Below are 21,710 nucleotides of genomic sequence, written 5' to 3' on the forward strand. Positions count from 1 at the left end.
TGCCCGTTGTCCCGCACTGCCGTCTCACCCGCACTGCGCACGGTCCCCGTTCTGGCCATTGTGGTCTGTCACAACGGCGAGAACTGGTTGCCACTGGCGCTTTCCGCGCTGCGGCGCAGCGGGGTGCGGCCACGGCACGTGCTGGCCGTCGACACCGGATCCACCGACCGGACGGCCGAGATCCTCGCCGAAGCGGCCGCGCCCGAAGGCGTCGTCGGAGGTCCGGACGAGGCTCCGGTCCTGGACGGGATTCTCACACTTTCGGATGACGTGGGCTTCGGTGCCGCCGTCGGCGAGGCCGTCGAGCACGCCGTCGAACGCTGGGGTGACCCCGGCGGCTGGGTCTGGCTGCTGCATGACGACTGCGCGCCGGAACCCGACTGTCTCGAAAACCTGTTGGCAGCGGCCGAAAACGAGCCCGCGGCGACGGTGCTCGGTCCGCTCGCGGTGGACTGGAGCGACCCGCGGCTGATCGTCGAAGCCGGGTTGTCGACCGACGCCATCGGCCACCGGCAGCAGATCTCGCCGGAAGAGACCGCCACCGCGGTGCTCGCCGTGCCGAGCGCGGGATCGCTGGTGCGCCGGGAAACCTGGCACGACCTGGGTGGCTACGATCCGGGATTTCCCTTGCTGCGCGAGGATCTCGACTTCGGCTGGCGGGCGAACGCCGCGGGCGGCCGCGTGCTTTCCGTGCCGTCGGCCCGGCTCCGGCACGCCCGTGCGCTCAGTACCGGTCAGCGGAAACCGGACGCGCTCGGGATCTCGCTCGCCACGGCCAACCGCGTGCACGGCCTCCGGGTGTTCCTGGTCAATTGTTCCGCGCCGTCGTTTTGGTTCGGCCTTCTTCGAATCCCGTTCTTCGCGGTGCTGCGCGCGCTCGCGTTCCTGCTGCTGCGCCGGACCGGTGAGGCGGGCGCGGAACTCGCGGCGACGTGGTACCTGCTGCGTGGTCGCGGCGGGTTGCGGGCGGCCCGCGCCGAACGCCGGAAGAGCGGCGGGCCGGGAGCGGTCCGAGGTCTCTTCACCGGACGGATGACGCGGGTCCGCAACGCGGTCCGCGCGGGTGTCGTCGGTCTCGTCCGGCGTGGCGTCGAACGGGATTTCGCGCTCGGGACGGTGCCGGAGACCGCGGATCAGGAAGGTGCCTGGATCCCGCCGGAAGCCTTGAAGGCGGGGAAGGATCGCCCTGTCGGCCCGGGCGCGCTGCCCGCCGGGGCGATGCGGGGTGTCGGCTCACGGGGCACGGGGCTGCGACGGCCCAGCGCGGTCGTCGCGGTCGCGGTCCCCGAGGCCACCGAAGAACCCGTCGCGGGCAGGCCGAAACCGTCGCCGGTGCCACGCGACGGCGGGCGCCGTCCGGAACCGGAGCTCGTCTTCGTCGAGGTCGACCGGAAGCGGGTCCTCGGCGCGACCGTGTTCGCCCCGCCGGTGCTGATGCTCGTCGTGCTGACGGCGCTCGCCTTCGTGGTCAACGGTTCGCGGCTCGGACTGGACCTCTTCGGCGGGAAACTGCTGCCGGTCGGCGGGCTCGGCGAGATCTGGTCGTCGTATCTCGCACCGTGGCACGCGATCGCGGGCGGCACGGCGAGTCCCGCGCCGGCGACGCTGCCGGTGCTGGGCACCCTCGGCGCGCTCTTCACGCCGATCGGCGGACCCGCGGCGCTGGTCGCGATCCTGCTCATCGGTGACATCCCGCTCGCCGCGCTGGGCGCGTACGTGGCCACTCGGCACCTTCGCGTGCGCCGATGGGTGCGTGCCGTCGTCGCGGCGGCGTACGGCGTGCTTCCCGCCGCCACGGCTTCGGTGGCTCAGGGACGGCTCGACGTCGTCGTCGTGCATCTGCTGCTGCCGTTGGTGATCGCGGGCATCGTGGGGCTGCTCGTCCGCGCGGATTCGCGGTGGCTGCACGTTTCCGCGCTGAGCGCGATCGGACTGGCGCTGATCGGCGCGTTCTCGCCGCTGGCGCACGCGCTGGCGCTGGTCGGCCTGGTGATCGGGTTCGTGGTGCTGCCTTCGCCGACCGGGCTCGCGCGGCGGATCGCGTCGGTCGGCATCGTGGTCTTCCTGCCGCTGGCGCTGTTGCTGCCGTGGCCGAGTGTGCTGCTGAGGAATCCGGAACTGCTGCTGCACGGACTCGGCGGCGCCGCCACGGCCGCCTCGGGGGCCGATCTCGCCGGGCTGGATCCCGGCGGTCCCGGTGCCTGGCCGATCGGGGTGGTGCTGGTCGCGGCCGCGATCGTCGCGCTGGTGATCCGGCCGTCGAAGGGCGCGGGCGCCGGTGTCGCGGTCGTCGCGCTGGGCGTGCTCGGGCTCGTGGCCGTGCGGTTCGTGGCGGTGACGCCGATGTCAGGCGGCGCGCACGCGACCGGGTACGCCGGGGTGCCGCTGCTGGTGATCTCCGCGGGACTGTTGTGGACGGTGCTGGCGACCTGGCGGCGTGGCGGGGTGAGTGTCGAACCGGCGCCGTGGCTGGCGAAGGTCACGGCCGTGGCCGGGGTGCTCGTGCTGCTGGCGCTGGCGACCGGCGCCGTCGTCGCCGGCCGGGAGGGTCCGCTGCGGTCGGGCGCCCGGCCCGCGCTGGCGCCGGAGATCTCGGCGGAACTGGCCGCGAACGGGCGCTCGGTGCTGGTGATCGGGGAACCCGTCCGGCAGACCGGCGGGCGGTTGCCGAATTACGGCGACGACGAACTCGCCCCGACGCCCGGCGGCGCCGACCGGCTGGCCGCGTGGCGCCGGGACCTGCTGCAGGGCTCGCCGGACGCGGTCAAGCAGGCTTTCGCGGCGGCCGCGGCCTCCGGAGTGCAGTACGTCGTGCTGCCCGCCGGGGTGAACGGCCTGACCGCGCTCGCGCCGGACTTGGTCGCGCCCGCCGCGCCGACCTCGGACGGACGTCCGGTGCTGAGGTTGCTGCCCGCCGCCGGGCAGGTCGCGCTCATCTCGCCGGAACTGGCGCAGGCGGCCGTGACCGGGAAGGGCGCGCCGGGGGCGGCGCCCGGGGTGGCGCCGGTGCAGGCCGGGCTGCCGGACGTGCGGGTGCGCGTGTCGGAGGGGCCGACCGGGCGGCTGCTCGTGCTGGCCGCGGAGTTCGAGGCGGGCTGGCAGGCGAGTGTGGACGGGAAGACGGTGCCGATCGTGCGGGCTTGGGGCCACCAGGTCGCCGTCTCGGTGCCTCCGCAGCCTTCGGAGGTGGTGGTGGAGCACCAGGGCACCACGCGGAACCTGCTGCTGCTGGCGCAGGTGGCCGCGGTGCTGTTCACGCTGCTGACCGCTGTGCCCACGCGGCGGCGACCTTCGCTTTCGTGAGCTGGGCTTCCTGCGGAAGTCGCAAGGGCCTCCTTCGGGACGTTGAACGTCCCAAAGGAGGCCCTTGCGACGCCGGCTGTCTCGCTCGCTCCTGACGCTGCCCGTTGGGCTCCCGCGCGTGAAGGCCCCCTTCCCTCGGCCCAGCCGAGGGAAGGGGGCCTTCACGCGCTTCACCAACCGCCGGACCGCAACCTTCGTACCAGGGCGAACGTGCCGGAACCTCTCCATGCCGCCAGCCTCAAGTGTCCGGCAGTGACGTTGAGCGTCCTTCTGGCCCTCGGTCCTTCCCTGCGCGTTGGGCTCCAATGTCCCCAATGTGGCATTGGGGACGCTCAAGGTCACCAATGCCACATTGGGGACATTGGAGCTGGTGTGAGCGCCTGCGCGGCCGAGTTATCCACAGGCCACTCCGGTTGTGGACAACCCGGCGCCTCAGCGCCGTTTTCGCAGGTCCCGTCGGTCCCTCGCGGTACGCTGGGCTGGGGACGCCCCCGGGGAAGGGCGGGGGCTGGGGTACTGGCGCTGGGGTAGGGGCGGAGGGGCTATTCGCCTTCGATGACGTCGGGTTCGACGCCGAGGTAGCCCGCGACCTGTTCCACGAGGACGTCGTGCACGAGTTCCGCGAGTTCGCCCGGGTCCTTCGCGCGCGCTTCGAGGGGGCGGCGGTAGAGGACGATGCGGGCGCGCGTCGGCAGGCCCGCGCGGTCGACGCCGGCGGGGACGAGGCGCGAGAGCGGGACGGCGCCGTCGTGCAGCACGCCGTCCACTCCGCTCGGTGCTCCATCCGAGCGAACTTCGGGGACGTCGTCGACGGCGACGTCGAGCTTCGTCAGCTCGTGCCGCCAGCGTGCTTCGATCGGTTCGAGCGCGTCCAAAACCAGCGCGTCGAACCTTTCCGCCCTGCTGGCGGCCGCGGGAAGGGTCGACGGATACAACGCTCCGCGCAGGCCCCGGCCGTGCCGGTCCCGGCGCATCCGCCGTCGCTGTCGGGAATCACGAGCCGTCGCCACGATCCGTAGGGTACGCGCTCGGCGAGTCGAAGCGCGTGTCGCCGGTACGCCGGGCCCGCGACGCGCTATCGTTCTCGATCGTGCGGAGCGTACGAAAGTGTTCGCGAACGGGTTGTCTCGAACCCGCTGTCGCCACGCTCACGTATGCCTACAGCGATTCGACAGCCGTCGTGGGGCCACTGGCCACCGCGAGCGAGCCGCACTCCTATGACCTCTGCGAAGCCCACGCCCTCCGGCTGACCGTGCCCAAGGGCTGGGAAGTCGTCCGGCACGAGGGGGCCTTCGCCGCCCCGGACCCGTCCGCCGACGAGCTGACCGCGCTGGCCGAGGCCGTCCGCGAAGCGGGCCGCTCGGACAAGCCCGCGCCGGGCCCCGAACCCGAGGGCCCCTCGGGCAGGCGCGGCCACCTGCGCGTCCTGCCCGGCCGCGCCTGACGCGAGGGCTCGCCGGTAGGCTTTCGAGCGCGCCAGAGGGCGTTGTAACGAGACTATTGGCGGGGAGCAGGCGTGCCAGACCTTTCGGGCATCGTGAAGGCCTACGACATTCGCGGCGTGGTCGGTGAACAGCTGGACGTGGCACTCGTCCGCGACCTCGGTTCGGCGTTCGCCCTGTTGATCAAGGCCGAGTCGGACGCGATCGTCATCGGCCACGACATGCGCGACTCCTCGCCGGAGCTGTCCGCCGCGTTCGCCGACGGCGTGACCTCGCAGGGCCTCGACGTCGTGACGATCGGCCTCGCCAGCACCGACCAGCTCTACTTCGCGTCCGGGTCGCTGAACCTGCCGGGCGCCATGTTCACCGCCAGCCACAACCCGGCGAAGTACAACGGCATCAAGCTGTGCCGCTCGGGTGCGGCGCCGGTCGGCCAGGACTCCGGTCTCGCGGAGATCCGCGACACCGTCGAGCAGGGCGTCCCCGCCTTCGCGGGCCAGCGCGGTTCGGTCACCGAGAAGGACGTCCTCGCCGACTACGCGGCATACCTGCGCAAGCTCGTCGACCTCTCGGGCAGCCGTCCGCTGAAGGTCGTCGTCGACGCGGGCAACGGCATGGGCGGCCACACCGTGCCGACCGTCTTCGCGGGCCTGCCCATCGAGATCGTGCCGATGTACTTCGAACTCGACGGCTCCTTCCCGAACCACGAGGCCAACCCGCTCGACCCGAAGAACCTCGTCGACCTCCAGGCGAAGGTGCGCGAAGAAGGCGCCGACGCCGGCCTGGCCTTCGACGGCGACGCGGACCGCTGCTTCGTCGTCGACGAGCGCGGCGAGCCGGTGTCGCCGAGCGCCATCACCGCGCTGGTCGCCATCCGTGAGCTGGAGAAGGAGCCGGGCGGCACCATCATCCACAACCTCATCACCTCGAAGGGCGTCCCGGAGATCGTCGCCGAGCACGGCGGCAAACCGGTGCGCACCCGGGTCGGGCACTCGTTCATCAAGGCCGAGATGGCCAAGACCGGCGCGATCTTCGGCGGCGAGCACTCCGCGCACTACTACTTCCGCGACTTCTGGCGCGCCGACACCGGCATGCTGGCCGCGCTGCACGTCCTCGCCGCCCTCGGCGAGCAGACGGGCCCGCTGTCCGAGCTGACCGCGGAGTACTCGCGCTACGCGGCCTCCGGCGAGATCAACTCGACCGTCGACGACCAGGTCGCGCGCATGATCGCGGTCAAGGACGCCTTCGGTGCGCGTGACGGCGTCGAGATCGACGAGCTGGACGGGCTCACCGTGCAGCTGCGGGGCGGCGGCTGGTTCAACCTCCGCCCGTCCAACACCGAGCCGCTGCTCCGCCTGAACGTCGAGGCCGCCGACGCCGAGGCCGTCCGGGCGCTGACCGAAGACGTACTGGCGATAGTCCGTGGGTAACGAATGTGTCGTGAAAACACACATAGGGACATCACTTGGTCTCGAAGGTGGCATCCACGACGTACCCACAGGTAGGGAGTAATCATGGCCGTCACGCTTGACGCACAGCTGCTGGAGATCCTGGCCTGCCCGTCCCCCGACCACGCACCGCTGCGGACGGGGACGACGGCGGACCCGGAGGCCGATGCGCTGACCTGCACGGAATGTGGTCGCGTGTATCCGGTCCGTGATGGAATCCCGGTACTGTTGCTGGACGAAGCCACCGAGCCGACGACCCCGGATGGCGCTCATGCCGACGGTCCCTGACGATTCCCTGCTCGACGACCCCGCGAGGCTGGCCGAGGCCGACAGCGCGGGGCTTCTCCGTGCCGCCGCGATGGCCGGCGCCCAGGTCAGGGCGACCGCCGAAGCGGCGGCCGAGATCGAGTTGAGCGATCGTCTCGACGTCGGGCGCCCGCGCTCGCTCGTCCTGATCGACCGGCCCGGCGTCAGCCGGACGCTGACCAGGCTGGTCGCCGCGCTGCTGGCCCCGTCGTGCCCGGTGCCGGTGGTGGTCGCCGAGGTCGTGCCCAGCTGGATCGGCGCGCTCGACGTCGTCTTCGCGCATACCGACGACGCCGGTGACCGCGAACTGGCCGCCTCGCTGGAACGCGCCGCCCGGTTCGGCGCGCGCGTCGTGCTGTCCGCGCCCGCCGAAGGGCCGGTCGCGGCCGCCATCGCGGGCAAGGGACTGCTGCTCGCACCGAGGCTCCCGGTGCCGCCGGAGATGGCCTTCCCCCGCGGGCTCGCCGCGGCGCTGCTCACCGCGAACGCCCTCGGCCTGCTGGTGGCCGATCTGGAGCAGCTGGCCGATCACCTCGACGCGGAAGCCGAAAAGGACTACCTGGCGAGGGATTCGTTCGCGAATCCGGCCAAGGCGATGGCGCTGAAGCTGGCCGATCGGCAACCGCTCCTGTGGGGGCTGGACCCGGTCGCGGTCGCCGTCGGCGAGCACGCGGCCCACGCTTTCGCCGCCCACGCGGCACTCGTCTGTGACGTGGAGGACTACCGCCAGGCGCTGGCCAGGCCCGCTTTGCGGCGTGCGGCGTTGTCCGGGGGAGCGGAGCGCGATATCTTCGCGGACCCGGAGGAGGGGGTCGGCTTGCCGCCGAGGGTGTTGCTCCTCTCGGTTCGGACGGGGCCCGCCACGGAGGCGGCCCGCTACCAGGCGGAAGATCTGCTGCCCGGTTCGGAAGTGCTCGCCCCGGCCGAAGAGATCGAAACGGACGAGATCGTGCGTGCGGCCGTTCTCGCGCTGCGTTTCGAGCTGGCCGCGGTCTATCTGGGGCTGGCCGTCGGCAGCATCGGCGGCGCCGGGAGGTACACGCCCGCAACGGCGTGAGCCCCGCGCGCGACGTGAAGGAATGAGGGCCGGCACCACCCGTGCCCGGCGAGGAGTTGAGGTGACAGTGGAGCTGCTGCGCAATGCCGTGCGGCCCTACGCGTGGGGATCGAGAACGACGATCCCCGAGCTGCTGGGGCGTCCGGTGCCGGCGCCGCATCCGGAGGCGGAACTGTGGATGGGCGCCCACCCGGGCGACCCGTCCCACGTCATCGGCCCGGATGGCACCGAGCGGAGCCTGCTGGAGCTCGTCGAAGCCGATCCCGTCGGCCAGCTCGGCACGAGCTGCGCCGATCGCTGGGGCGGCAGGCTGCCGTTCCTGCTGAAGATCCTCGCCGCCGAGGAGCCGCTTTCGATGCAGGCGCACCCGTCGGCCGCGCAGGCGGCGGAGGGGTACGCGCGCGAGGAGTCGGCCGGGATCCCGCGCGACGCCTCGAACCGCAACTACCCGGATCCGACGGCGAAGCCGGAACTCGTCTGCGCGCTGACGGAGTTCCACGCGCTGGCGGGCTTCCGTGACCCGGAGCGCACGATCTCGCTGCTGAAGGCGATCGAAACGCCCGGTTTGGCGAAGTACGCGGTGCTGCTGGAGGCCCAGCCGGATCCCGCCGGGCTGCGCGCCCTGTTCACCACCTGGATCACGCTGCCGCAGGCGGCGCTCGACGAGCTGCTGCCCGAGGTCCTCGATTCGTGCGTCAGACACGTCCAGGAACGCGGCGAGTTCGACGTCGAGTGCCGGACCATCCTGGAACTCGGCGAATCGCATCCGCGGGACGCGGGTGTGCTCGCCGCGCTGCTGCTCAACCGGCTCACCCTCAGCGCGGGCGAGGCGATCTACCTGCCCGCCGGGAACCTGCACCTGTACCTGCACGGCACCGCCGTCGAGATCCTCGCGAACTCGGACAACATCCTGCGCTGCGGGCTGACCCCGAAGCACGTCGACGTGCCGGAGTTGCTGCGCGTCGTCGACTTCGCGTGCGGTGAGATGCCGGTCCAGAGCGGCGAGCAGGAGGCGCGGATGTCGGTGTACCGCACCGACGCGCCCGAATTCGAGCTGTCGCGGATCGAATGGGAAGCCGGGGACGACGGCGAGGTCGCCGTCCACGATGTCGGGCCGCAGATCCTGCTGTGCACCGCGGGCAGCCTGCGGGTGACCGCCGACGACGGCGAGCAGGTCGAACTCCGGCGCGGCCAGTCGGTGTGGCTCCCGGCCGCCGATCCCGCCGTGCGCGTCCAGCCGCTTTCCGGTGAACGCACCCAGGTCTTCCGCGCCACCGCCGGCACCTGCTGACCTCCCTCCACCCCTGCGTTTAGTCCTCTGGATGCGGTACTTGCGCGCGCAAGTACCGCATCCAGAGGACTAAACGCAGGGGGTGCTGGGCCGAAGTGTGTGCGTTCCGTGTGGTGGGTTCCGCGACTATCGCCCGAAGGGGTGACCCGGCGCTTGGCGTCGGCTCATCCCGGATGTCGATAGCCAAGGAGTGACCAGCAGTGACTTCCCCTTCCGACGCGGCGAGCGGACGCGCTTACCGGGTGCGGGTTCCCGCGCGCCCCGGCGTCCTTCTCGCCGCGCTCGGCTTCGCCGTGGTGACCGCGCTCGTCCCCGTCGTCGACAGGGTGCGCCTGCTGCCGGACGGCCAGGACCTGGTCCTCTCGGCGCGGGCGATGGCCGGGATCGCCGGTGAGGTGATCGAGTCCGTCAAAGCCGCCGGTTCCGGCCTGCACGGCCTCGCCGCCGAGGCGGAGAACCGGCTGAACCTCCCGCTGGTGGTGCTGGTCACGCTCGGCGCGCAGGTGCTGCTGACCGCCGCGCTCGTGGTCACCGGAGCGCAGTCCACCCGCGTGATGCTGACCGTCGCCGGCCTGCTCAACGCGTTCGCGGTCGCACGGCTCGAACCCGCCTCGCCGTCGGCGTGGGACGCCGCCGCCAACGGCGCGCTGGTGATCGTGCTGGCCTGGTTCTCCGCGGACCGGCGTGAGCCGCGGTTCGCCGCACAGTGATTTCCGGGTGGTGCTCGTCTGAGGGGTCGGGCACCACCCGGTCAGGCCGGGGCGGGTTCGGTGAGCGACAACAGCAACCGGACGAGGGTCGAAGCGTTGGCGTCGTGGGGGACTTCCAATCGCTTCGCCTCTTCACCCGCCGCCTCGGCCGCCTTCGTCTCCCCGACGGCCTCGTACGCCCTGCGCAGCACGTGCAGGGTGAGGCCCGTCGCGGGTTTCCCGCCCATGGCACGGAATTCGTCGAGGCACTGGCGCAGCACGGGAATCGCGCGATCGGCCCGGCCGTCGCCGATCCAGCTCGCCGCGATGGCGCGGGTGCACGAAAGCTCCCGCGGCCGCTCTTCGAGGGCGCCTGCCAGCCGCCGCGCGTTCTCGTAGGCCTTCACCGCGCCGACGCGCCGCCCGGCTCCCGCGAGGATCGCGCCCTGCGTGCGCAACGACTTCGCCAGCGCCGATTTCGCCGTCGTCCGGCGCAATATCCGGACCGACTCCTCGATCGTCTCCAGTGCCTCCTCCGGACGTCCGTCGAGCATCAGGGACCACGAAAGCCCTTGCAGCGCGACGCCGAGCTGACGTTCGTCGCCGTGTTCGCGGGCGTGCACGAGGATCCTGCGGTCGATCTCCAGCGCCTCGGCGACCTTGCCGAGCCGGTGCAGCGCGGCGGATTCCGCGTGTCGCGCGTACGCCCCCGGGCCGGTTTCCTCCACAGTGGACAGTGCGCGTGCCTGGGTCGCGGCGTGCAGCGATTCCCCGGCCCGGCCGAGGCCGACGAGGCAATGCGCCAAATTCGTCTCGACCCACGCCTGCGCGGAACTGTCGCCGAGCGCCGCCAGTTCCTTCGAGCATTCGCGGTAACCTTCGGCGGCGCGTTCGTACTCGCCGCGGGCGTGCAGCAACACCGCCAGATTCGCCTCGGCGATGACCGCGATATGCCCGTCGTCCGCCTCACGGGCGGCGTCGCGCAAGGTCTCGTACGCCGTCCGCATATCGGTGAAATGGCTGTGCAGATACAGATACGCACTCAGCCTTTCCAGTATCCGCAAGGCTTTCCGCCGCCAGCCGACGGCGCACAGCGACGAGACGGCGGTGACCAGATTGGCCCGCTCCACCGAAAACCACGCCCCGGGATCGCGCAACAGCCGTTCGACCAGTTCGGGTGCCAGCGGTTGCGCGGGCACGTCCTGATCCGACAGCGGCATCGGCACCGTCCTCGGCAGACGGCGGGCCGCCGTGTCGGCGAGGCACAGCGCCGCGTCCGACACCTTCGCGACGGTGGCCACCCGTTCGGCGCGGGTTTCCTGTTCCCTGCCGAGTTCGGTGGCGAACACGCGCACGAGGTCGTGCACGCGGAACCGTTGCTCACCGGTCGGATCGAGACCGGTGGGATCGAGCAGGCTGGCTTCGACCAGTTCGTCGATGGCCTCGTCGGCGTTTTCGTCGGCGGTGTCGTCGATGAGGGTCGACACCGCCCACGCGGGAAGGTCGAGGGTGCGGCACCGGCCGATCAGCCGGAACGCGCGCCGCGCGGCCGGGCTCAGCGCCTGGTAGCTCAACGCGATACTGCCCCGGACCTGGAGATCGCTGACCCGCAGTTCGTCGAGGCGGGAGACCTCGTCCTCCAGTTTGGCGGCGAGTTTCCCCAGCGGCAGCCCCGGCCGCATGGCGAGCCTGCTGCCCGCGATCCGCAGTGCCAGCGGGAGATTGCCGCAGGCCTTGGCGATCCGCTCCGCGTCCGCGCGTTCGGCGCCGCCCCTGTCCGGCCCGGCCAGCCGCTCCAGCAGGGTCATCGCCTCAGCGCCGGACAGCGGGGCGAGGTGGAGGCGATCCGCCCCGGCGAGCCCGGAAAGCCGCTGCCTGCTGGTGATCAGCACGGCGCAGCCCGGTGTTCCCGGCAGCAGCGCGCGGATCTGATCCGGGCCCGCGGCGTCGTCGAGCACCACGAGGACCCGCCTGTCGGCGAGGCGACCGCGGTAGACCGCCGCCCGCGCTTCGACGTCGTCCGGGATGGCGGGGCCGGTGACCCCCAGCGCGCGCAGGAGATCACCGAGGACGTCGGCGAGGTCGCGCGGGGAGGAGGCGCCCGCCAGCGGGACGAACAGCTGGCCGTCCGGAAAGGACCGGCGCAGCCGGTGCGCGGTGCTGACCGCGAGGGTCGATTTGCCCGCGCCGGGTTCGCCGGTGATCACCGCGACCGGGACGCCCGCGCCGTCGCCGAGCAGTCCGGAGAGCCGCGCGATCTCGCCTTCGCGGCCGGCGAAATCCGCGATGTCCGGCGGGAGCTGGCAGATCGGGAAGACCGGCGCCGTGGTGACGGCGGGCACCGGATCCTCCCCGCGCAGCACGGCGGCGTGCACGCGACGGACCTCGGCGCCGGGCTCCACGCCGAGTTCCTCGACGAGGGTGGCGCGCAGGCCGCGGTAGACGGCCAGCGAATCGGCCTGCCGCCCGGCGCGGTGCAACGCGATCATCAGCTGCGCGGCCAGCCGCTCGCGCAGCGGGTGTTCGGTGATCATCGCCTGGAGTTCGCCGGTGAGTTCGCCGTGCCTGCCGTCGGACAGTTCGGCGTCGACACAGTCCTCGAAGGCGGCGAGACGTTCCGATTCGAGCCGGGCGACGTCCGCGTCGAGGTGGGGGACGTGCAGTCCCGACAGGACCGGCCCGCGCCATTCCGCGAGCGCGCGGCGATAGTGCCCGGCGGCCGCCGCCGGATCGCCCGCCCTGGCCGCCGCCTTCCCCGCCGCGGCGGCCTCGCGGAAGGACAGCAGATCGAGTTCGCCTGGCTCGACCGTCAGCCGGTAGCCGAGGGGATCGCGCTCGATCTCCAGCCCTTCGATCCGGGCCCGCAGGCGGGAGACGTAGGTGTGCAGATTCGAGGCGTAGGACTTGGGCGGCGTCTCCGGCCAGAGCGCTTCGACCAGGACGTCGACCGGTACGGACGAGTTCGCGTTCAGCAGGAGGACGGCCAGCAGGGTGCGCTGACGATCGCCGCGCGGCGTCGTGCGCCGCCCGGACGGGCCCTCGATCGTCAACGGTCCGAGCACGCCGAATCGCGGCACGGGCACCTCCCCAGGTCATGAGAGGGGCGAGACTAGCGAGGGGTGCCGACAATTCTGTGACCTGTCCCGCCCGGCGCACCGGGGCTCATCTGCACTGCTAGCCTTCGAACCCGGCATATCGGGACACTATCGGGGAGTTGCACGTGTCTGCAGGTGGCGGAACCAAGGCGATCATCGCCGCGCTCGTGGCGAACGCCGGAATCGCGGCCGCGAAGTTCACCGGCTTCCTCATCACGGGGTCGTCCTCGATGCTCGCCGAGTCCGTGCACTCGCTCGCGGACACCTCGAACCAGGGCCTGCTGCTGCTGGGACAGAAGACCTCGCAGCGCAAGGCGACCCGCACGCATCCGTTCGGCTTCGGACGGGACCGGTACTTCTACTCGTTCATCGTCGCGTTGATGCTCTTCACCCTCGGCTCGGTGTTCGCGCTGTGGGAGGGCATCCACAAGATCAGCAAGCCGGAGGCGCTGAAGTCCCCGCTGGTCGCCGTCGGCATCCTGGTGGTCGCGATCGGGCTGGAGTCGTACTCCTTCTACACCGCGATCCAGGAATCGAAGAAGATCAAGGGCGACGTGGGCTGGTGGGCGTTCATCCGCCAGGCCAAGACGCCGGAGCTGCCGGTGGTGCTGCTGGAGGACGCGGGCGCGCTGCTCGGCCTCGTGTTCGCGCTCGCGGGCGTCGGCCTTTCGGTCATCACCGGCGACCCGGTGTGGGACGGCATCGGCACCTTGATGATCGGCCTGCTGCTCGGGGTCATCGCGATCATCCTGATCATCGAGATGAAGAGCCTGCTGATCGGCGAGGGCGCCTCCGGGCCCGACCTCGACACGATCGTCGACGAACTCGCCGCGGGCAAGGTCGAGCGGGTCATCCACATCCGCACGCTGTACATCGGCCCGGACGAGATGCTGGTGGCCGCGAAGCTCGCGCTGGTGCCCGGCTTGGAGACCGCCGAGATCGCGCAAGCCATCGACGACGCCGAAGCGCGCGTGCGCGCGAAGGTGCCGACGGCGAAACTGATCTACCTCGAGCCGGACCTGGACCGCGCGCTGGCCTGAGCCGGCCTGGGGTCACGTCGGTCGTGAGTGGTAATGAGGGTTAGAACCGTCATTACCACTCACGAGAAGCCGCCCGAACCACCGCAGGTTGCCCAGCTGTCGTTCCAGCGACCCGGACCGCCCAGGCGGCCTGGGCCCGGTTGCCGAAAGATGTCCCAAAGGGGCCCTTCGGGGGCCCGCATTTGCTTACCCACTGCTCCGGCTCGCGCCCCGAGGGCCGCACGCTGTGTGGCGGTGGCTCGTCGATGAGGGAATTGGGACACTCAACGTCCCAATTCCCTCATCGACGAGGTCGGTCGCACCGACGTTCACCGTCCCAAAGGGAGCCTTCAGGACACCACCGCAAGCAATCGCCCGGTCACGTCGGTCGTGAGTGGTAATGAGGGTTAGAACCGTCATTACCACTCACGAGAAGCCGCCCGAACCACCGCACCGTGACGGCCGTTCGGAGCAACTGTCCGTGTCGCGCCGGTTACCGTCGCGACCTTTGCCTACTTCGTTGCTCTCCCACCGCGCTCGCGTGTCGGCCGGGAGATAGGGTCCGTGGAACCGCAGTGAGGTGTAGGAGGTCAAGGGTGCCCGGGAACGGTCTGTGGCGTACGAAATCCATCGAGCAGTCGATCGCTGACACCGACGAGCCGGGGACCAAGCTCAGGCGGAACCTGGGTGCGTGGGACCTGACCGTCTTCGGCGTCGCCGTCGTCATCGGCGCCGGGATCTTCACCCTCACCGCGCGGACGGCCGGTGACTTCGCGGGGCCGTCGGTCTCGCTCGCGTTCGTGTTCGCGGCCATCGCCTGCGCGCTGGCCGCCCTCTGTTACGCGGAATTCGCGTCGACCGTCCCGGTGGCCGGGAGCGCGTACACGTTCTCCTACGCCACGTTCGGCGAGTTCATGGCGTGGATCATCGGCTGGGACCTCATCCTCGAACTCGCGGTCGGCGCGGCCGCGGTGTCGAAGGGCTGGTCCGCGTACCTCGAAACCGTGCTCTCCTACATCTTCGGCAAGGGCACGAAGACGACCTTCGAGATCGGTCCGGTCCCGGTCGACTGGGGCGCCCTGCTCGTGGTGCTCGTGCTGGCGACGCTGCTCGCCGTCGGCACCAAGCTGTCGTCGCGGTTCTCGATGGTGATCACCGGGATCAAGGTCGCGGTGGTGCTGTTCGTGATCGTGCTCGGCATCTTCTACATCAAGGGGTCGAACTACACCCCGTTCATCCCGGACGCGCAGCCCGCCGCGGAATCGGCGTCCACCGGGGTCGACCAGTCGCTGTTCTCGCTGGTCGCCGGTGGCGGCAGCAGCGCGTTCGGCGTGTTCGGCCTGCTGGCCGCGGCGTCGCTGGTGTTCTTCGCGTTCATCGGGTTCGACATCGTCGCGACCACCGCCGAGGAGACCCGCAACCCGCAGAAGGCCGTGCCCCGGGGCATCTTCGGCTCGCTCGCCATCGTCACGGTGCTGTACGTCGCCGTGTCGCTCGTGGTCGTCGGCATGGTGAACTACAAGGATCTCGCGACCTCGGCGGGTGACGGCGGCAAGAAGACGCTCGCCTCCGCGTTCGCGGCCAACGGCGTCGACTGGGCGGCCAACATCATTTCCGTCGGTGCCCTCGCCGGTCTGACGACCGTCGTGATGGTGCTGATGCTCGGCCAGATCCGGATCATCTTCGCGATGTCGCGTGACGGCCTGATGCCTCGCGGGCTGGCGAAGACGGGGGAGCACGGCACGCCGAAGCGGGCGACCATCGTCGTCGGCGGGCTGGTCGCGGTCGCGGCCACGTTCTTCCCGGCGGACAAACTCGAGGAAATGGTCAACGTAGGGACGCTTTTCGCTTTCGTTCTGGTCTCCGCGGGCGTACTGGTGCTGCGCAAGACCCGGCCCGATCTGCCCCGCGCGTTCCGGGTGCCGTGGGTCCCGGTGATCCCGATCCTGGCGATCATCGCCTGTGTCTGGCTGATGCTGAACCTGACCGTGCTGACCTGGCTGCGCTTCCTGGCGTGGATGGCGCTGGGTGTCGTCATCTACTTCGCCTACGGCCGTCGTCATTCGCTTCTCGGCAAGCAGAACAAGGGCGAGGTCACGACGTCCGTATCGGACTGATCATTCTCGTTTCGGCGGCCCACCATTCCTTTGTGGATGGTGGGCCGCGCCGTTCGGGGCCCCGGTTTCGGTGTGAAATCGGTGTGCGATAGCGTCCGGGCTCTTACTTCCCCCTGGTGGGTGAACGGGGCTCGTGTAGAAGCACCGCGAGTTGACCTTCACCCCTAAAGAGGCACCTCGCTTTGCTCGTTTGTCCCCCGATCGGTACAGGAGAGCTCTGAATGCAGATCATCACCGGACGGCGTGTCCGCTCCGCCGCCACCGTCGTCGCGCTGGCGACCGCCGCCCTGCTCGGTGTCACGGGCACCGCGCTGGCGTGCCACACCGACGACGGCCGGGCCATCCCTACCCCGAAGAACGTCAGCACCTGTGAGAAGGCCAAGCTCCCGGGCACCGAGATCTCCACGAAGGACCTGACCTTCACCGGTGGCACCGAGAAGGACAAGTACCTCAACATCACCGCGGTCGGTGAAGGTGTCACCGTCACCGCGATCGTGGTCAAGGGCGGCGACGGCTACAACATCTACGAGCCCGGCAAGCGTGGCCTCGCCGCGACCCCGCCGTGGGAGAAGCTGCGCTCGCCGATGAACGGCGGCGGCCAGCAGGCCGACATCAGCCACTGGTTCGCCTGCGGTGAAAAGAAGACCAAGCCGACCGAGCAGCCGAAGCCGACCGAGCCGACGAAGACCACCACGGCCAAGCCGCCGACGTCCGCTCCGACCACCTCGGGCAAGCCGACCCAGACGTCGGAAGCCCCGAGCAGCACCACCGCCCCGGCCCCCGCGGTCGGCGGTAACGGTGGCAACGGCGGCGGCCTCGCGGACACCGGTTTCGACAACGCCTGGCTGCTGTGGGCCGGTGGCCTGCTGGTACTGGCCGGTGCCGGCGTCCTGGTCCTGCTGCGCGTGCGCCGCAAGGCCAACTGAAGCTAGCTAATGTCTGAAGGCCCTCTTCCTTGTGAAGGGGGCCTTCAGCGCATCTGCGGGAAGTCGCCGAAGAGCGATCCCTGTTCGCCCCAAGGGTTAGTCGGGCGGGGACGGCCGAGTCCGGCGGCCATCGCGACGGCGTTGTCCCATTCGGCGTCGACGACGTAGTCGGTGTGCTTGAGGACGCCGGGCGCCCAGCGGTGCCGTCCGGTCGGCCCGCGCATCGGGTCGGGCAACCAGTGATCGCCGCCGAGTACGAGGACACCCTGCTCGTCGGCTTCGGCGGCCAGCGGCCCCGTACCGCCGCCGGGCAGATAGCCGTCGCCCAGCAGTTTCCCGCCCACCACGCGATGCCGCCACGTCGTGACGCCGCCGCCGAAGATGTCCGTGCCGCGGCACAGCGCCCGCCAGCGGCCGTCGAGATCTTCGTACAGCCCGGCGAGCTGTGCCTGCGGCAGCATCGCGGGGAAGGCCCGCTGATAGCCCCATTGCAGCGGGGAGCCCGCGGTCAGCAGCCCGACGCGTTCGCGGTCCTCCGGCGGGAGATCGGCGATCACGCGCGCCGCGGCGAGCACGGTCAGCAGGCTGCCGAGGTTGTACCCGGACAGCACGACCCGGGTGCCGGGATCGGCCAGATGTTCCTTGACCCGGTCCGCGAGTTCCGGGACGACCTTGAGCGCGTAACTCGGCGGAACGGTCGGATGCGCGGCGCGCGGCCAGAAGCACACCAAGTCCGCGAGCGCGCCGAGGTGACGGCTGCGCTTGGGCGTCGTCGCGGCGGCGAACACGACTCGCAGCAGACCCGCCGCCAGCGCGCCGAGGGCGAACACGCCGATCGTCGAGAGCGGGGTGAACCAGCCCGGCAGATGCCCGAAACCGAACCGCACCACCAAAAGCGCGCCGCCGCCCGCCGCCATCGCCAGCGCGACGGTGAGCGCGAGATGGTGCAGATGCTTGCGCTCCCAGGAGGCGCGGGCCCAGACGCGCGCGGCCTCCTCTTCCTGAGCTTTGCCGATCTCCATCAGCTCGACGATCTTCGGGATGCCGCGCCGCAGCCGCCGCAGCGGAACGGCCACCGCGAAGCCGAGCACACCGAGCACGACGGCGAGGGCGAGTCCGGCGCCCCACAGCACGGTCACCAGGACGTAGGTGTCGGGCAGCCGTAGATCGTTCGCGCCGACCAGCTGCCGCAGCGCGACCGCGAGTCCCGCGCCGAAACCGCCGCCGAGCAGACCGGCGAGCGCGATGACCGGGGCCGCGGCCCAGCCGCCGAGCCACGGCCGCAACCGGTGCGGCAGATGCTTCCAGGTGGGACGGCCCAGCAACGCCGCCGGGATGAGCAGCAGCGCGAACAGGATGGTCACCGCGACCATCGCCGCGCCGAGCGCTTCGACCGTCCCGTCCGCTCCGCCGAGGCCGCCACCCGTCAGCCCGGCGGGCAGCGGTGTCCGGCGGACGACGGCGATCCCGACCAGCGCGACGGCGAACGCGATCAGCCCGCCGCGGACCACCGGCCCGGCCGAGAAGCCGACCGTCGAGGCCACGAGCGCGGCGAGGACGAGCGCCAGCGCGCAGATCCAGACGACCAGGTCGAACGTCGCCGTCGGCAGCCGGAACGGCCCGCCGAGCAACGGAAGCGCGACACAGGTCAAGGCGGCGACGGTGTGCAGCGTGCGCAGGCCGGGTGTCCGCGGCAGATCCTGCGGTTGCAGCGGGCTAGAACTGTGTTCGCGGTGCAGCCTGTTCCGTGAACGCCAGTCCGACGACGGGATCCGGTCGAGGACGAAGATCAGCACCAGCAGCGGCAGCACGCCGATCGCGGTCCGCAGCGGCGCGAAATCCCGCAGGAACGACGGCGCGCCCGGCAGGCAGGCCGAGCCGGGCGCGAGGCATTGCGCGGCGAACAGGTCGAGCGAGACCACCGCGAGCTGGCTGATCAGCAACATGGTCAGCAGCAGCGAGGCCACCCGCAGCACGGCGCGGCAGATGGTGCCGAGCGCCGCGGCGAACCGCTTGCCCTCCGGGACCGGCGGCAGCATCCAGTGCGCGACGTTCGCCAGCGAGAAGGGGAACAGCAGCGCCCAGGTCGCCTTGGCCGCGCCCCCCGACGTCATCCCGCTCCACAGGTAGCCTTCGAGGATGCGCGGGATCGAACGGCCGAGCGCGGGCAGCACCGGACCGGGAGCGGGTCGGCGCAGCCGGTCCGACGGCCGGATCAGCCTGCCGATCCCGTCGCCCGCGACGTCGACCACCGACGTCGAATCCAGCAGGCTTTCACCGCTCGTGCCCACTAGCCCGGGTACGCGTATTTCGACGACGCGGGTGTCGGGACCCGGCATGACCACGGTGAAGGCCTCCAAACCGTTCCAGTGGGCGTTGAGCCGACAACGGTACTGTTCCGATGTCATCCATCCTTGGAGGAAGCGCACATATGACCCCCGAAAGCGTTGCGAAGCGGCACGACACCCGCAACGGCATCGAGTTCGCCGTCGCCGATCTCGAGGCCGCCGAGTTCGGCCGCAAGGAGATCCGCCTCGCCGAGCACGAGATGCCCGGCCTGATGGCGCTGCGCCGCGAGTACGCCGAGGTGTACCCCCTGCGGGGAGCCCGGGTCTCGGGCTCGCTGCACATGACGGTACAGACCGCGGTGCTGATCGAGACCCTCGTCGCCCTGGGTGCGGAAGTGCGCTGGGCCTCCTGCAACATCTTCTCCACCCAGGACCACGCCGCCGCCGCGGTCGTCGTCGGCCCGCACGGCACCACCGAGGAGCCGAAGGGTGTCCCGGTGTTCGCCTGGAAGGGCGAGTCGCTGGAGGAGTACTGGTGGTGCACCGAGCGGATGCTGACCTGGGACGGCGAAGGTCCCAACATGATCCTCGACGACGGCGGCGACGCCACCATGCTGGTGCACAAGGGAACCGAGTTCGAGAAGGCGGGCGTCGTCCCCTCGCCGGACGAGAACACCTCGGACGAGTTCCGCGTGTTCCTCCAGCTGCTGAGCGCCTCGGTCGCGGCCGACACCGGCAAGTGGACCAAGATCGGCGAAGGCATCCGCGGCGTCACCGAGGAGACCACCACCGGCGTGCTGCGGCTCTACCAGCTCGCCGCGGCCGGTGAGCTGCTGTTCCCGGCGATCAACGTGAACGACGCGGTGACCAAGTCGAAGTTCGACAACCGCTACGGCATCCGGCACTCGCTGATCGACGGCATCAACCGCGGCACCGACGTCCTGATCGGCGGCAAGGTCGCGGTCGTCTGCGGGTACGGCGACGTCGGCAAGGGCGCCGCGGAATCGCTGCGCGGCCAGGGTGCTCGGGTGATCGTCACCGAGATCGACCCGATCTGCGCCCTGCAGGCGGCGATGGACGGCTACCAGGTCAAGCGGCTGGAGAACGTCCTCGGCGAGGCCGACATCATCATCACGACCACCGGCAACAAGGACGTCGTGCTCGTCGAGCACATGGCGAAGATGAAGCACCAGGCGATCCTGGGCAACATCGGCCACTTCGACAACGAGCTCGACATGGCGGGCCTCCAGCGCTACCCGGGCATCCGGCGCATCAACATCAAGCCGCAGGTCGACGAGTGGGTCTTCCCGGACGGCAAGAGCATCATCGTGCTGTCGGAGGGGCGTCTGCTGAACCTGGGCAACGCGACCGGGCACCCCTCGTTCGTGATGTCGAACAGCTTCTCCAACCAGGTGATCGCGCAGATCGAGCTGTTCACCAAGTACGAGGAGTACGACAAGGAGGTCTTCCGCCTCCCGAAGAAGCTCGACGAGAAGGTCGCGAAGATCCACCTCGACGCGCTCGGCGGCGAGCTCACGAAGCTGACCAAGGAGCAGGCCGAGTACATCGACGTGGACGTCGAAGGCCCGTTCAAGACGGACCACTACCGGTACTGACAGCTGCTATGAAAGGTCCTTTCCTGGCAAAATTTGCAAGGAAAGGACCTTTCATGGCGCGCTAGCGCCACTCGACCTCGATGCCGGCCAGCCCCGGCCCGGCGTCGCTGAAGTAGCCGCTGGTCACGCCGCCCATGTCGCACGGCAGCTCCTCGGATTCGACGGGCACGGCGTCGTCGCGCGTCCGGAACTGCCGGGTGCAGCGGGCGGGCAGCGCGCCGAGCGCGAACTTCAGCTGCACGAGGTAGCTGGAGCACTGGTCCCGCAGCATCCGGAAGTACCCGGGCGACGCGGTGCCGGAGTCGTCGCGGACCTCGAAGCAGAAGACGTGGATCTCGCCCTCGGCGAGCTTCCGGTCGAAGAGCAGTTCGGTCGCCATGGTCTCGGCCTCGGCGTTGCGCCGGATCCGCCCGACGCGGCAGCCCTCCGCGGTGATCAGCTCGACGTCGCCGATATGGCAGCCGGGATCGCCGTTGTAGACGGTGACGTACCGGTCCGGGCCGTGGCGGCGCGCCCGGCACACCAGCCGGGTGTGTAGGGAGACCTGCCGGTGCGCGGCGTCGAAGGTGATCGTGTCGTGGACCGCGAGCATCTCCAGATCGGCGTTGTAGCGGTTGGACGACGGATACGCGCCCAGCTCGGCCAGCAGCTGGTCGACGATCGAGCCCATGTCGCCGGACCGGATGTCGTGGAACGACGCGGCCATCTGATGCCCGCGCGCCCGCCCCGTCCTCGGCCCGATCAGCACGACGAGCGCGTCGGGGGGCAGTTGCAGCACCGATTCGAGGGCGCGGACCGCCGGGAGCGCCTTGGGTACCTCCGGCTGGCGCAATCCGCGTTGCCAGTAGCTCAACGTCGACTGTCCGATTTGGACGCCGCGGAGCCCGAGGTGGGCGCGGAGCCGGGCGAGCGAGAGGCCGCGGTAGGCGATCGCCTGCCGCAGCGCATGGTGGAACTCGCCGCTGCGCAGGGCTTCGACCAGCTCCTTGGGCAGGGTTTCGAGTGGTTGGCGCCGTGTTCCGTCGATCATCGTCGAGGTGTCCACGGTCGAAGCACGCTTCCCCGCCGAGAGCGCGTCTGCCCCGTTCGAGGCGTGCTTTCCCGCTGAGAACG

At 70.6% G+C, this 21,710-nt stretch carries 15 protein-coding genes; 11 read left to right on the top strand and 4 right to left on the bottom strand.

Annotation, left to right across the window (positions count from 1 at the left end; translation table 11 throughout):
* The first annotated feature begins 6 nt into the window (after positions 1-6).
* Positions 7-3,303, top strand: a complete 3,297-nt coding sequence (locus tag SD37_RS06510; RefSeq protein ID WP_044852283.1) for a glycosyltransferase family 2 protein — start codon at positions 7-9, stop codon at positions 3,301-3,303.
* 542 nt (positions 3,304-3,845) lie between these two features.
* On the opposite strand, the gene SD37_RS06515 is transcribed toward SD37_RS06510, so the two are convergent.
* Complete coding sequence (locus SD37_RS06515; RefSeq protein WP_037306554.1) at positions 3,846-4,277, bottom strand: metallopeptidase family protein; 432 nt, start codon at positions 4,275-4,277, stop codon at positions 3,846-3,848.
* Positions 4,278-4,393: 116 nt separating this feature from the next.
* Here SD37_RS06515 and SD37_RS06520 point away from each other — a divergent pair, with 116 nt between their 5' ends.
* From SD37_RS06520 to SD37_RS06545, 6 genes are all read left to right on the top strand, one after another.
* The gene (locus SD37_RS06520; protein ID WP_083255246.1) at positions 4,394-4,747 is read left to right on the top strand and encodes a DUF3499 domain-containing protein; all 354 of its coding nucleotides are present in this window, start codon (positions 4,394-4,396) and stop codon (positions 4,745-4,747) included.
* 72 nt (positions 4,748-4,819) lie between these two features.
* Positions 4,820-6,175: a phosphomannomutase/phosphoglucomutase gene (locus tag SD37_RS06525; protein ID WP_044852285.1), complete on the top strand. Its 1,356-nt coding sequence runs from the start codon at positions 4,820-4,822 to the stop codon at positions 6,173-6,175.
* Between the two features lie 84 nt (positions 6,176-6,259).
* Positions 6,260-6,481: a Trm112 family protein gene (locus SD37_RS06530; RefSeq protein WP_005150815.1), complete on the top strand. Its 222-nt coding sequence runs from the start codon at positions 6,260-6,262 to the stop codon at positions 6,479-6,481.
* The gene (locus SD37_RS06535) at positions 6,465-7,556 is read left to right on the top strand and encodes a hypothetical protein (RefSeq protein WP_044852780.1); all 1,092 of its coding nucleotides are present in this window, start codon (positions 6,465-6,467) and stop codon (positions 7,554-7,556) included. The genes SD37_RS06530 and SD37_RS06535 overlap by 17 nt, the downstream gene beginning before the upstream one ends.
* Positions 7,557-7,623: 67 nt before the next feature.
* The gene (gene manA, locus SD37_RS06540; protein ID WP_044852286.1) at positions 7,624-8,847 is read left to right on the top strand and encodes a mannose-6-phosphate isomerase, class I; all 1,224 of its coding nucleotides are present in this window, start codon (positions 7,624-7,626) and stop codon (positions 8,845-8,847) included.
* Between the two features lie 200 nt (positions 8,848-9,047).
* The gene (locus SD37_RS06545) at positions 9,048-9,557 is read left to right on the top strand and encodes a hypothetical protein (protein WP_044852287.1); all 510 of its coding nucleotides are present in this window, start codon (positions 9,048-9,050) and stop codon (positions 9,555-9,557) included.
* Between the two features lie 41 nt (positions 9,558-9,598).
* Here the strand turns inward: SD37_RS06545 and SD37_RS06550 are convergent, their stop codons facing one another.
* Positions 9,599-12,613 carry an AfsR/SARP family transcriptional regulator gene (locus SD37_RS06550; protein ID WP_065912757.1) on the bottom strand — a complete coding sequence of 1,005 codons (3,015 nt, stop codon included), beginning with the start codon at positions 12,611-12,613 and terminating at the stop codon, positions 9,599-9,601.
* Between the two features lie 143 nt (positions 12,614-12,756).
* Between SD37_RS06550 and SD37_RS06555 the strand changes: the two genes are divergently transcribed.
* The 3 genes from SD37_RS06555 to SD37_RS06565 all read left to right on the top strand — a co-directional run bounded on the left by SD37_RS06555 (position 12,757) and on the right by SD37_RS06565 (position 16,693).
* On the top strand, positions 12,757-13,671 hold the full coding sequence (locus SD37_RS06555; RefSeq protein WP_044852289.1) for a cation diffusion facilitator family transporter: 915 nt from the start codon (positions 12,757-12,759) through the stop codon (positions 13,669-13,671).
* Between the two features lie 575 nt (positions 13,672-14,246).
* Positions 14,247-15,767 (top strand): amino acid permease, encoded by a 1,521-nt coding sequence (locus SD37_RS06560; RefSeq protein ID WP_044852290.1) that lies wholly within the window; start codon positions 14,247-14,249, stop codon positions 15,765-15,767.
* A gap of 221 nt (positions 15,768-15,988) precedes the next feature.
* Complete coding sequence (locus SD37_RS06565) at positions 15,989-16,693, top strand: LPXTG cell wall anchor domain-containing protein (RefSeq protein ID WP_044852291.1); 705 nt, start codon at positions 15,989-15,991, stop codon at positions 16,691-16,693.
* Between the two features lie 44 nt (positions 16,694-16,737).
* Here SD37_RS06565 and SD37_RS06570 read toward each other — a convergent pair whose 3' ends face one another.
* The gene (locus SD37_RS06570; protein ID WP_044852781.1) at positions 16,738-19,032 is read right to left on the bottom strand and encodes a hypothetical protein; all 2,295 of its coding nucleotides are present in this window, start codon (positions 19,030-19,032) and stop codon (positions 16,738-16,740) included.
* 92 nt (positions 19,033-19,124) lie between these two features.
* On the opposite strand from SD37_RS06570, the gene ahcY reads away from it, so the two are divergent.
* Positions 19,125-20,597 carry an adenosylhomocysteinase gene (ahcY, locus tag SD37_RS06575; RefSeq protein ID WP_044852292.1) on the top strand — a complete coding sequence of 491 codons (1,473 nt, stop codon included), beginning with the start codon at positions 19,125-19,127 and terminating at the stop codon, positions 20,595-20,597.
* 61 nt (positions 20,598-20,658) lie between these two features.
* Here the strand turns inward: ahcY and SD37_RS06580 are convergent, their stop codons facing one another.
* The gene (locus SD37_RS06580) at positions 20,659-21,627 is read right to left on the bottom strand and encodes a hypothetical protein (RefSeq protein WP_044852782.1); all 969 of its coding nucleotides are present in this window, start codon (positions 21,625-21,627) and stop codon (positions 20,659-20,661) included.
* Positions 21,628-21,710 lie beyond the last annotated feature (83 nt).

This window comes from Amycolatopsis orientalis (assembly GCF_000943515.2).
Lineage (GTDB): Bacteria > Actinomycetota > Actinomycetes > Mycobacteriales > Pseudonocardiaceae > Amycolatopsis > Amycolatopsis orientalis.

Coding starts and splice junctions, on each gene's coding strand:
- SD37_RS06580 (WP_044852782.1), bottom strand. CDS start 21,627: ATGATCGACGGAACACGGCGCCAACCACTCGAAACCCTGCCCAAGGAG.
- SD37_RS06530 (WP_005150815.1), top strand. CDS start 6,260: ATGGCCGTCACGCTTGACGCACAGCTGCTGGAGATCCTGGCCTGCCCG.
- SD37_RS06535 (WP_044852780.1), top strand. CDS start 6,465: ATGCCGACGGTCCCTGACGATTCCCTGCTCGACGACCCCGCGAGGCTG.
- SD37_RS06515 (WP_037306554.1), bottom strand. CDS start 4,277: ATGCGCCGGGACCGGCACGGCCGGGGCCTGCGCGGAGCGTTGTATCCG.
- SD37_RS06570 (WP_044852781.1), bottom strand. CDS start 19,032: ATGCCGGGTCCCGACACCCGCGTCGTCGAAATACGCGTACCCGGGCTA.
- ahcY (WP_044852292.1), top strand. CDS start 19,125: ATGACCCCCGAAAGCGTTGCGAAGCGGCACGACACCCGCAACGGCATC.
- SD37_RS06565 (WP_044852291.1), top strand. CDS start 15,989: ATGCAGATCATCACCGGACGGCGTGTCCGCTCCGCCGCCACCGTCGTC.